Consider the following 11,617-nt stretch of genomic DNA (forward strand, 5'->3'; position numbering starts at 1 on the left):
GTCGAGATGTCCATGAACTCTACCGTTGCGCCCGAGCCGTCCTCGCCCGAGCAGGCCCAGCTGATGGCGCGGCTGCGGCGCATGATGATGATCGCGGGCGTGACCACCTCGGTCGCGATCGCAGTGCTTCTGGTCGCCATCGGCTATCGCCTTTTCCGCGGCGATGGAAGCACAGCTTCGGGTCCGGACCTCACCGCCATGCTGCCGAAGGGCGCCCGCATCGTCGCCACCGGCACCGCCGGCGACCGCTTGGCGGTGACCTTGGATGTGGGGGGCGCCACCGAAATCCGCACCTTCGACGCCAAAACCCTCAAACCCACCGGCCGCCTCCGCTTCGCCGTGGAGCCGTAAGGGCAGGGCGATTTGGCCCGGCCATTTCAACCCTTCTCTCCCGCCTTGGGCATCTCTCTTCTGGCTTTGGCCCATCTCCCCCACCTCGGGCAGTCAGCGCCTCCCCCGCTTGCGGGGGAGGTCGCATCGCATCGAAGATGCGATGCGGGTGGGGGAACTCTCGCACCGCCGCCGCGGCTGCCCCCACCCCAGCCCTCCCCCGCAAGCGGGAGAGGGGGCCCACCGCCGTCGTGGCAGTCTGCTTCCCTCCCATCAATGTCCGAATGGCCACTCTCCTCACCACCCGGGCAGTCCGCCCCCTCCCCCTTGCTGGGAGGGGTCGGGGGTGGGGGTCCCCACGGGGACTCTCTCCTTCACCACCCCCAAAAAACTCCCATCCCCCGTCTTGCGGCGCGCCGATTTCGAGGCTATGCGGTTCACCTCACGCTCCCTTCGTCTAGCGGTTAGGACGCGGCCCTCTCAAGGCTGAAACAGGGGTTCGATTCCCCTAGGGAGCGCCATTCTTCCCGGCGCTCAACCCTCTATCTTTGACCTGTAAGCGCGGCTCATCAGCCTCGCGGCGCGTTTGCGCGTCCGAGCTTTGCTGGTCGGGGCACCCTTCAGAGAGAAGGGCGCAGGGAAGGCCGGGTGCAGGCCGCACCCATGGCCCGCCTGCAACAAAGAAAGCAGGCGGCAGTCACCACAGGATTGGCCGAACATCCGGCCTTCCCTGCGCGATGGGTTTTACGGCTGCTCCGTGCTCTCCCAGGGGACCGGGCTTGCTTGCCCCCGTCATCGGCATCGTCGCCGACCAAGACACCAGCGTCGGGGTGTCGGGACCACACGTCTTGACCGTCCGCCCAGGGTTCGTTCGTCCGCACGCGAAACGCGCACTGCGACCCCAGGCGGCCACCGCATCCCCCGCTCCACGGTCCGTGACGATCGCGAAACGCCCCTCCAGTGAGCGCGAGACGGCGGGAAGCATCGATCTGATTTGCCCGACGGCACAAGACCGGAGTTGCCCGACGGAATGCGGCAAACTGGCACGACAGGCAGTTTGCGTATGGGTGGTGTGGAGAAGGCTGACGTCGAGGCGTAGGCCAACACGAAATGAGTGCTTTTCTTTGGTGCGCTACGATCGAGTTAGGTGGACTGCCACCGTAGCCCACCGTATTTCGCGATGGCAAATTGAGTTAAGTTTCGTTGAGCCGTTCTCGAATCTCGCACCGCATGCTCAAGAGTTCGCGAACAACCTTGCACACGTGCTTTGCTTGATCCGGGGATGAAGCATATTCGTTAGCATGTGCAACCTTGTTTCTCAGGCTTTCAAAATGCCTCAGATTTCGCGCTAACGCGGGGCCATTCACAGCAAGGGGTTTAAGTCGTTTCATGATCTCGGCTTTGTCGGAAAATTGCGTGAAGAGAAGCGCATCTACGTATGCGTCCTTTTCCCGAGCTATCAAGATTTCCTGCTGAATCTTGGTGAGCCTCGTTGGCTTGAGCATCGCCATCCAAGCCGGTTCATGGGGTAAGGTCGTCCTAATCAAGTCGGTCATGATCATTTCAAATCCTGTGATTAGCGCAAACAGCGCCACTCGGACTGGCAATCGCTGCAGATCTGATAGCGTCACAAGGCCCACAATTTGGTCGCCTGACACGACGAGCCTGCAAGGACGACTATCAGCCTGAACGACGAAGTCCAGAATGCTCGCGTCAGCGCCGATCAAGTACTCCTCCGTCAGCGGTACGTAGAAGGAGGACACCGGTCCATCCGCAATGCCTCTCTTTCGAATATCCGCCGCATGAAATAGGCCGACGAGCCGCGGCTCGTCATCGGCGTCGTTCAACACCGGAATGAAATCGAAGTCGTCCGGATTTGAGTCAAGGACGTCAGAGGCTAGCTCGCTCCATTTGCAGGTTTTCAGCTCGTGTCGCGGTGTAGAGACAAGTTTCACTGTGAGACCGTAATGCAGGGTCTTGAATATGTCGTCCACGCCCGCAAATGCCGGGCGAGCCCAGTTTGCTGCCACGGATGGTCTCCTTGCCTAGTTTAAATCGAGTGAGCTGCTGACTGCGCATCGTCGCCTGAAGCGTGCGGACCTCGACCGCTACATGAAGAAACGGAATTGGTAGGAGGCGGAGCCTAGTCCGTCCATCCGTTTGACGACGCGGGCCAGCGTTTTGGCGTAGGCCATCGTCACCGGCAGCATGTCGTACAACGCGTCGTTGTTCCAATCCATCTTCGCGAGCGCGAGAGCCGAGCGGGCGGTTTCGTCCCAAGGGCCATGGCCCGCATGGCGGACCAACCGGATTGGACGAGGCGTGCTGCGACCCCCTTGGTAGTACGAGCGCTCCGCAATTCCTTTCACGTCGCCGTGCATCCAGAGCAAGCACTCTCGGTCTCCAAGCGGGATCACGGTACCGCGCTCGACCGGATAACCCGTCGGCTTGCCTTTACCGCTCTGCCGGTCGCGATCGATGCGGACACCCCGCCAGCCGATGTCCTCCACGACCTGCACGAGGTCGACGGCTTCGCACAGATGCAGCGCTTCCATGCAGCCTTCGATCTCCTCCTTCTTGAACTCCGTCGACTTGTGCACCGCCACTCTGCGAGGCGAGCGACCTGAGTGCCGTCGTCGGTACAGGTCCAGAGATCGTCCCATCACGCGGAACATCTCCGTCCGGGACATGAACGGATTGTCCCGCTGCACATCGATTTCATGGGCGTCGTAGGCGACAAATTCCAGACCAGCTCCCTCCGCATCGAACACTTGGCTACAGCAGGTTACGAAGCGCGGCCCGTCCGAATCAGTCGGGCGCAGCGCATAGGATAGGCCGATGAAGGCGGTCTCCGGATCCGAATCCGCAAGTTTCCAAGGAACGCCGCCCGCCTTTGCGTAGATCGCAAGGCCGATCCGCCACATGACACTCGCACGGTCCGGGTAGGCGAGCGCGCGGTCTTCGCGCACAAGCTGGATCGGAATACGCCGCGCTGCAGTGGCGGCCTTTAGATGATCATGAAGGTCGAAATCGTCGCCGTCCGTACCCTTAAACCCGACCGCCCAGCTTTGTGGAATGTAGATGAAGACTATGTCGAACGCGTCGCGGCGAGCTTCCAGTGATCGGATCGCGCGAAGCAAGCGGTCCGCCAGCACGACATGTGGCGCGGCCGAGTCCTTCATCTCGCCCTCTAGCCGGTCGTCCAACTCGATATGGCAATCCTTAACCGCCCCACGCATGTCGAGATTGAACGCTTTGCGGAAACTGGGCCAAGGAGGCAGGTAGTCCTTGCGCTCCGTCGGCTTGTATTGGGACGCCAGTTCCTTCATGAAGCCGTAGAGCTCGTTTCCCTGCCGCGCCGGTGCGATCGTCGCGATCCGGATGGGATCGGGAACGAGACCCGATGAATAGGGTCCGAACCGCAGTAGCCCGCGCAAAGGATGGAGATCCACGTCCGACGCGCGGTCGGGGTGGAATGCAAGTCTGGCTTCGGGAAAGAATAGGTGAGGCGATATCTCGCTCGTCATGGGCGGGCTCTCCCCGAGAAGGCGGTGACGTCCCCCAGCCTGAAGGCGGCGTCCACACCTGCGGTGATCCCGAGCGCCGGGAGGTCGCGCTGCGGGGACGCGAACAGCGTCGACCAGAATTCGAGCAGGGCATTGAGTGCAGGGTTGTAACGTCTCACGGTCCGTTCACGCGCGAAATCGGTGGCGGCAGCCCTGTTTGCCTCCGTGAGGCCTTCGAACACGGTGCGCGGTTCAAGCAACAGCCAAAGCCGCTCGTCCGCCCAATCCAGCCTGATTCCCAAGCCTTCCTGCCATCTCAATTCGAGTTGCTTCGGCACCCTTCCGCCGAGGCTTCCGATCAGCTTTTTCAGCGGCGTCCACTTTTCGTCCTCGGCAGACGCCGGGGCTAGTAGGTCGGCGCTTCTGCGACGGACGGCCGTCATCCGATGTTCGCGGATGAGAGCTTGGGTTAACGCTTCGCGAAGCAGTCCGCGCTCGTGGCTGTCGTAGCGCAGCCGACGGGCTTCGATCGGATGCAGGTCGAAGCTCTTGATCTCATATGCAGAGAGGACGGCTCTGACGTCAGCGTCGGCGCCAAACGCCAGCACGCCCGCTTTCGAACGGGTGCCTATAACGGGCAGGCCCGACGCTTCGATGGCTGACTTGACGTCCTTGACGCCGCCAGCGTCGCAGACGACGCGACGGCAAACCGTCGGCGTCCCTGTTAGTTCGAGCGCGTTGAGCCGGACGACCGGATAGCCCCGATTTCCGGTCGGGTGCGGGGCGGGGGACCAAACTCTCCGTTCGGATGCGATCTCGTCAAGCACCGTCGTATCCAGGTCCACCACGAGCCGCACAAGATCCCGCAACGTCTCGTCGAAATTCTCGATCGGCACGAGACCGCCATCGATCTCCTTACTCGCGGCGGCAGCAAGAAGCTGTTGGACGCGTGGCAAGGGCGTGTCCTCGCCGCGATGTAGCCAAAAGAGGCCGGCGGGAAAACAGCCATCGCGTTCGAGTGCTGCTTCGAGTGTGTCCATCACGGACTCATCACGACCGCTGTAACCAGCTACGACGAGGCCCCACCGGCTGCAACTATCGATCAGCAGGGCCCTGAGTTTCGCGTCCTGTTCGCGGAGTTCGTCCCCCGTGTTCTTGAGCCGGCGCGACCGGAAGTCGCCGTGAAGCTTGACCTCGACGGGCCAGCGTCCCTCATCGATAGCGTCTCGCCCAAGACTCCCAGTCTCAATCGCCACCGTAGTCAACTGACCGGTGCCGCCATAGACCTTCGCGCAACCGTCTGCGACCAGAGGGTCGAAATTGGTCGTCCAGACCAGACGGCAACGCACACCTTTCATCAGCGTCGCCAATGCAACGTGCCCATAGGAGGGCTTCGCGCCGCTGATCTTCGAGGCGATGTATGTCCGACGGTCCGCCTCGCTCGGATAGGCGGATTCGAAGAGCGCCGCATATTCGGCAGGCGAACCGAGGGCGGGCAGGCTGCCAATGCCGTCGATGAACGTTTGCAGTTCGCGTCGGACGGCCGGGTTGGCAAGGTCGGCGACGTGCTTCGGGGAGACCCGTCGCTGGCTGACATAGAGTTGCTGCTTGAATTCCCAGATCATGTCCCACGCCGTTGGAATGCCGGCAGCTGCCGAGGCGCCGGCTCCGAGCAGCCACATGAGGTTTCCGCCGCGCTGGGAGTAGCGGCGTGCAAAATCGTCCGTAGCCACGGTGGGGTAGATCGAATCGATTGTCACGCGAGCATTGTAGTTTCGCTCGCTGGCAGATGCCACTGGGCCTCGCTTGGCTGTCCGGGTTATCGTCGCAATCCCCAGAGGCAGCGCTTAAGCTGGATTCCTACGTCATTTAGCAATTTGCGGTGATAGTACACTTAACTCGCAGACTTGTCTGCCATGGTTCGGCGGACGGATACTGCCGGAGTGAATTTAACCCTTTTGCCGCTCAGTTGGTCGGGGGCGACTTCCGATGGCACGCGCGCATTGCGCACAAAAAAGTGCATTTTGGCTGTCGAGCGTCGGCAGGTCTAGGACCATCCCTATCGCCACCACAATATAGTTCTGGTTAGTGCTTGTCCCCTGTCATCTGAGGCGAACACAGGACCACGCGAGCCTGCCGTGGCGCATGAGCTTGCGCTTTCGGCATTTGCCCTCCACCAACTGGAATTACGGTGACGCTGCGGTTAATTTTCGTCTCGACAGCGCTGTCGAGTCGCGCAATTCGTCGATGATGGGCATTGCCCCGTTCCGCCGCAGCCGCGATCGAGAGGCTCACACTCTCGTTCCGGCATGACGTCCTGGCCGCGAGGAACACTCCGACCAGGTCGTTCTGGTCGTGAGTAACCCAATGGCCCCCCACTGGTTACGTCCTCTGATCAACCCACCGGACCGCCCACATCCGACCGACATGTGATCGTCATCGGATGTGGACACAGCCATCTAGAGGTGGACACGCCCCAAGTCGGAGAGGCCAAGCCCAGATGCCTGCTCCTACAACCTCGTCCGCGTCGAATGACACGGACATCGGATAATCGAGACAAAATTCCCAGAAAGATCCAATCCGTTTCGGACCTGGTCCCCTAGCGTCATCCCCTGCATCGCAGGGGCCGCCTGCGGCAGCACACCGCTCGAGGGGACCACATGGACCGATTGTCAGGGAAGATCGCGCTCGTTACTGGCGGAACCAGCGGCATCGGATTGGCGACCGCGAAGCTGTTTGCGGAGGAAGGCGCGTTCGTCTTCATTTCGGGGAGACGGCCGGCCGAACTCGAGACGGCCGTCGCCGCGATCGGGCCGGGCGCGAAGGGAATCCGAGGCGACATCGCGAACCCCGAGGATCTCGATCGTCTGTTCGACGAGATCGAGCGCACCAAGGGGCGGCTGGATGTGCTGTTCGCGAATGCCGGTCTCGGCGAGTTCGCGCCGCTCGGGTCGATCACGGAGGACCACTTCGACAAGACGTTCGGCGTCAACGTCCGCGGGACCCTGTTCACGGTGCAGAAGGCGCTGCCGCTGATGGGCGAGGGGGCCTCGATCGTGCTGAACGCGTCGATCGCCGCCATCAAGGGCATTCCTGCATTCAGCGTCTATGCCGCGTCCAAGGCCGCGATCAGGTCGTTCGCCCGCGGCTGGAGCGTCGATCTGAGAGATCGCAAGATCCGCGTCAATGTCGTGAGCCCCGGCACGGTGCCGACGCCGGCCTACGACAAATTCGGCATGACGGACGACCAGATGGCCGAGTTCCTGAAGGGGCACAGCGATGTGGCGCCGGTCGGACGTGTCGGGCGGCCGATCGAGATCGCGGAGGCGGTCCTGTTTCTCGCGTCCGACAACAGCTCCTTCGTCAACGGTGCCGAACTGTTCGTCGACGGCGGCGCGGCCCAGGTCTGATCGTGCCTCGCGAGGTTCGAGGTCGCCGCAGCGGAATCTTTCCCTCAGGCGATTTCCGTTCAAGGCCAACGTGGAAGCACCGGGACAGGATACAGCGGATCCCGGCTCGCTCCAGAGTGAAGGGACAACGGCATGTCGGAACGACGCGGAAGTGACGTCGCGTGGAATCGCAGGAAATTCCTCGCGGCCACGACGACGGGCATCGTTGGGAGCGCGGCCGCGGGGAGCGCGTCGGCAGAAACGCTCGCGGACGTGCCGGCGCGCGAGCCGGGAGCCGATCTGGGCGCGCTCAGCGCACGGTCGACATACGTGCAGATCGGTCGGATCCCCGAGGCGGGTCCAGGGCGCCGCAACGTCGATCCCGCCGACGCCATCAACTCGAAAGCGCCGTTGCAGAAGCTCGTGGGCGCCATCACGCCGTCCGACCTGCACTACGAGCGCAGTCATTCTGGCGCGCCCGACCTCGACCCGTCCAAGCACCGGCTGCTCGTGCACGGGATGGTCCGCAAACAACTGGTGTTCTCCGTCGAGGACTTGAAGGCGATGCCGGCCATCTCCCGCATGGCCTTTCTCGAGTGCACCGGCAATGGCTGGGAGAATTGGAAGAAGGCCGACGGCAATCTCACCGTTCAGAACACGCATGGGCTGGTCAGCACCAGCGAATGGACGGGCGTGCCGCTGAAGTTCATTCTTGGCCTTGTCGAGAAGGAGACGGCTGCCACCTGGATGCTCGCCGAGGGCGGAGACGCCGCCGGCGTGGCCCGCAGCATTCCGCTCACCCCAGAGATCGTCGATGAGGCGATCATAGCCTACGGGCAGAACGGCGAGCCGATCAGGCCCGCGCACGGTTTTCCGATCCGGCTGATCCTGCCCGGCATGGAGGGCAATCTGAACATCAAATGGCTGCGCCGCCTGAAATTCGGCGACCAGCCCTGGATGACCCGCTGGGAGACGGCACGCTACACGCAACTTCTCGCCAACGGGAAGGCCAGGCAATTCCAGCTGCGGATGGAGACCAACTCGGTCATCACGCAGCCCTCGGGCACCATGCAGATCCGGCCGGGATACAATCGCATTTCGGGACTGGCCTGGAGCGGCCACGGCAGGATCGCCAGGGTGGAGATCAGCACCGACGGCGCGAAGACCTGGCAGGACGCGCAACTGAACCTTCCAGCTCTGCCGAAAGCCCAGACACGCTTCCAGATGGATTGGATCTGGGACGGCAGGCCGACGAAGATCGTCAGCCGCTCCACCGACGACAAGGGCAATGTGCAGCCCGACCGGGACTCCTTCATCGCCACGATGGGGACCAACGCCCTGTTTCATTACAACGCCCAGCAGACCTGGAGCATCGACCAGGCGGGAGGGGTTCAAAATGTCCTGTCGTAGAATGGCGCTGTTCTCGGGCGCGATGGCGTTTGCGCTGGTCTCCTCCGCAGGGGCCTCGGATTTTGGTCGCCCCGCGACCCCCGATGAAATCGCGCTGTGGGACATCGACGTTCGGCCTGACGGCAAAGGCCTGCCGCGGGGCAGCGGCACGGTGGCCCGAGGCAAGCAGATCTTTGCAGAGAACTGTGCGGCGTGCCACGGCGACAATGGCGTTGGCGGCATCAAGGATCGGCTCGCCGGCGGGCAGGGGACACTGGCCTCGGCCACGCCCGTGAAAACGGTGGGAAGCTTCTGGCCGTACGCCACGACCCTGTTCGACTACATCCACAGGGCGATGCCCTATCAGGCGCCTGGATCGCTCAGCGTCGACGACACCTACGCGGTGGCCGCCTACATTCTCAGCCTCAACGGGATCCTGCCTGCGGAGGGCCAGCTCGACAACCACTCCCTGCCTGACATTCGGATGCCCAACCGGGACGGCTTCATCCCGGAACCGGAATTCAGCGGCAGCAGGAAGTAGGTCCGCCATGGCGCACGCGACAAACTCGCAAATCCGCCGCTCGCGACTTCTCTTGCTCGCAGCAACAATCGTGTTGTTTTCAGCCCGCCTCTCAGGAGCAGACGCCATGGCCGCCGAAGGATTGATCAGTCAGAAGAGCCACTACGCGCCGAAGGAGACCATGGCGCGGCTCGAGGCCGCCGTGTCCAGGCGAGGCCTGACCATCTTCGCGCAGGTCGATCACGCGGCCGGCGCCGCGGCGGTCGATCTGTCGCTGCGCCCGACCGACCTGTTGATCTTCGGGAATGCCAAGGGCGGAACACCGGTGATGCAGGCGGCCCAGACCGCGGGCATCGACCTGCCGCTGAAGGCGCTGGTCTGGCAGGATGCAAATGGCATCACGTGGCTGTCGTACAATGATCCGGCGTGGATCGCCGGCAGGCACGCCGCGGGCCCCGACGCCAAGGCCGCTGCCGAAGCGATGACGAAGCTACTCCAGGGCATTGCGGCCGAGGTCACGTCGGAGAACTAGCAGCACCGCGGCGTCGGCGCGGTGAACACCGCCGCGATGTCGATCGAGGCTGACCCCGCTGCATCAGACGTGGGACAAGTATACCAGCAGCGCAATTCCCATCACACTGAGGAGCCCGCCCAGCACGATGTCCATGCGTGAGCCCGGGATCCGGCGCTCCTCGTCGCTGTCGATCATGGTCGCGTTGCGCAGGAAGCGAACGGTCGCGAGGACGAACAGGAGCGTCCCCACCGCGATCGCCGAGGTTCCCGCGATGTTGGCGAGTTCGCGCTCCGGCGCACGCGGTGTGGCAACGCCGGCGGCCAAGCCGGCTGCCTCCAGCATCAGATCGAATCTTTCGATCAGGACTCCGAATGCCATGACGGCGATTGCCGTCCTTATCCAGGCCAGGAAGGTGCGCTCGTTCGCGGCATGATCCCGGAAGTTGCGGATCATTTGTTGTCGCCGGCGTTCTCGACGGAGGAGTCGGAGCCTCCCTCCGTGGTGATAAACACCGCAGGCTCGTCGTAGCCGCGGCGGCTGCTGTAGAACACCAGGCCCATGAGCCCGAACCCGACGGCCAGTGAAACGACCACGCCCAGAGCCATCGCGACATAGCCTGCGGTCGTCACGTCAGCGCCGCTTCCAAGTGTCCAGCCGAGATAGGCGACGAAGCCTGATGCTCCCAGCAGCGCGACCAGGATCACGATGATGGTCCAGGACCCCACGCCAAGACGGGCATTCGCCGTCGTGGTGCCAACGGCAACAACCGTTTCCTGCTGTGGGTCGCTCATGTCAGTGCTCCCTGTGACGGGTTGCCGACTTCGGCCTGTCGAACTAGACGCCCTCATAGACCAGCTTGGTGAACAGGGCCGGCGTGATCACGAACTGGCCCCACTTCCCGTCGAAGGCCGCCGTCGGCCTGGCAGCGACCACCGCATCGAGCGTCTTCTCCTGCTTCTTGAGCCTCGCGACGTTGTCGCGGATGGCGACCAGCATGTCGCGATACTCCTGTAGCTCGGCGCGATTGCTGACCGGGGCGCCGTGTCCCGCGATCACGATCGTCTTGTCACTGGCCTTCGCCAGATTCGCGTCCGCGGCGCGGATCATGCCGTCGATGCTTCCGCCGGTCGAGTAGTCGATGAACGGGTAGATCCCGTTCCAGAAGGTGTCCGCGACATGCAGAATATCGGCTTCCACGAAGTGGACCGAGATGTCGCTGTCGGTGTGAGCAGGCCCATAATACTGAAGTTCGATCGTGGACCGATTCACCGTCAGCTGTTTCCGCTCGGAAAATACGTCCGTCGGAATGGCGCTCGGCGCCAGGGCCGGGAAATCGAAGTTCCAGTCCTCGACGCGCTGCATCGTCTTCAAGTGTTTTTGCGTGTTCTCGTGAGCCGTAATCGCGGCGCCCTGGGCCTGAACCCACTCGTTGCCATCGGCGTGGTCGAAATGCCAATGCGTGTTGATGAGATGCCGAACGGGCTCGCTTCCAAGACTGGCCAGCGCTTCCAGCATTCTAGGCTTCGACGCTGTGATTCCGGCGTCGATCATGACCTTGCCGTCCGGCCCACTGAGCACGCCGACACTGCCGCCGGACCCCTCGAGGACGCTGACGCCACCGCGCAATTTGTGGACCTTGATCGATGCCGTGGCCGCGTCCGCGCGGATCATGTCCACGATGTTCCTCGCTTCGGCATACGCGGCCCGAGGCGTCAGCCACCCTCCACCGGATGCGAACGTAGCCGATGCCACGCAACACAAACAAAAGCGCCGTCTTGTCAATTGTGACACTTGGCTCATCTTGGCCTCCGATGATCCGCAGGGTTCGTCCGGACATCTGGGGCGAATTCGATGGCGGGTACTTGAATGAACCTCCTCGGCTTTGTACGTTTCGCTCACTCGCAGACGCAAACGATGCAAAAAAGCCCGCGCAACGCGCGGCAAGGGAGGCTTGTCCCTTTCGGGGCAA

11 protein-coding genes and 1 tRNA gene are annotated in these 11,617 nt (G+C 62.8%); 6 read left to right on the top strand and 6 right to left on the bottom strand.

What is annotated here, in order from left to right; translation table 11 throughout:
* Nucleotides 1–12: 12 nt before the first annotated feature.
* Nucleotides 13–351, top strand: coding sequence for a hypothetical protein (locus S58_RS06880; protein ID WP_042340600.1), 339 nt, complete (start codon nt 13–15; stop codon nt 349–351).
* A gap of 425 nt (nt 352–776) precedes the next feature.
* A tRNA-Glu gene (locus tag S58_RS06885) sits at nt 777–851 on the top strand.
* A gap of 672 nt (nt 852–1,523) precedes the next feature.
* Here the strand turns inward: S58_RS06885 and S58_RS37310 are convergent.
* From S58_RS37310 to S58_RS06900, 3 genes are all read right to left on the bottom strand, one after another.
* Complete coding sequence (locus tag S58_RS37310; protein ID WP_015664539.1) at nt 1,524–2,360, bottom strand: DUF294 nucleotidyltransferase-like/CBS domain-containing protein; 837 nt, start codon at nt 2,358–2,360, stop codon at nt 1,524–1,526.
* A 78-nt stretch (nt 2,361–2,438) separates the two neighbouring features.
* The gene (locus tag S58_RS06895; protein WP_015664540.1) at nt 2,439–3,857 is read right to left on the bottom strand and encodes an argonaute/piwi family protein; all 1,419 of its coding nucleotides are present in this window, start codon (nt 3,855–3,857) and stop codon (nt 2,439–2,441) included.
* Complete coding sequence (locus tag S58_RS06900) at nt 3,854–5,596, bottom strand: SIR2 family protein (RefSeq protein ID WP_144058259.1); 1,743 nt, start codon at nt 5,594–5,596, stop codon at nt 3,854–3,856. The genes S58_RS06895 and S58_RS06900 overlap by 4 nt, the downstream gene beginning before the upstream one ends.
* Before the next feature lie 900 nt (nt 5,597–6,496).
* Here S58_RS06900 and S58_RS06905 point away from each other — a divergent pair.
* The 4 genes from S58_RS06905 to S58_RS06920 all read left to right on the top strand — a co-directional run bounded on the left by S58_RS06905 (nt 6,497) and on the right by S58_RS06920 (nt 9,666).
* Complete coding sequence (locus tag S58_RS06905; RefSeq protein ID WP_015664543.1) at nt 6,497–7,246, top strand: SDR family oxidoreductase; 750 nt, start codon at nt 6,497–6,499, stop codon at nt 7,244–7,246.
* Nucleotides 7,247–7,378: 132 nt separating this feature from the next.
* Complete coding sequence (gene soxC, locus S58_RS06910; RefSeq protein ID WP_015664544.1) at nt 7,379–8,635, top strand: sulfite dehydrogenase; 1,257 nt, start codon at nt 7,379–7,381, stop codon at nt 8,633–8,635.
* A 1-nt stretch (nt 8,636) separates the two neighbouring features.
* Nucleotides 8,637–9,155, top strand: coding sequence for a c-type cytochrome (locus S58_RS06915; protein WP_015664545.1), 519 nt, complete (start codon nt 8,637–8,639; stop codon nt 9,153–9,155).
* Between the two features lie 106 nt (nt 9,156–9,261).
* Nucleotides 9,262–9,666 carry a DUF302 domain-containing protein gene (locus tag S58_RS06920; RefSeq protein WP_015664546.1) on the top strand — a complete coding sequence of 135 codons (405 nt, stop codon included), beginning with the start codon at nt 9,262–9,264 and terminating at the stop codon, nt 9,664–9,666.
* A 63-nt stretch (nt 9,667–9,729) separates the two neighbouring features.
* On the opposite strand, the gene S58_RS06925 is transcribed toward S58_RS06920, so the two are convergent.
* From S58_RS06925 to S58_RS06935, 3 genes are read right to left on the bottom strand one after another with little or no spacing between them, the layout of a single operon-like run.
* Nucleotides 9,730–10,101, bottom strand: a complete 372-nt coding sequence (locus S58_RS06925; RefSeq protein ID WP_015664547.1) for a YidH family protein — start codon at nt 10,099–10,101, stop codon at nt 9,730–9,732.
* On the bottom strand, nt 10,098–10,439 hold the full coding sequence (locus tag S58_RS06930; RefSeq protein ID WP_015664548.1) for a hypothetical protein: 342 nt from the start codon (nt 10,437–10,439) through the stop codon (nt 10,098–10,100). Before S58_RS06930 ends, S58_RS06925 begins: the two co-directional genes overlap by 4 nt.
* 43 nt (nt 10,440–10,482) lie before the next feature.
* Entirely contained in the window at nt 10,483–11,448 is a 966-nt protein-coding gene (locus S58_RS06935; RefSeq protein WP_042338898.1) for an MBL fold metallo-hydrolase, read from the bottom strand.
* Nucleotides 11,449–11,617 lie beyond the last annotated feature (169 nt).

It is taken from the genome of Bradyrhizobium oligotrophicum S58, from assembly GCF_000344805.1.
Lineage (GTDB): Bacteria > Pseudomonadota > Alphaproteobacteria > Rhizobiales > Xanthobacteraceae > Bradyrhizobium > Bradyrhizobium oligotrophicum.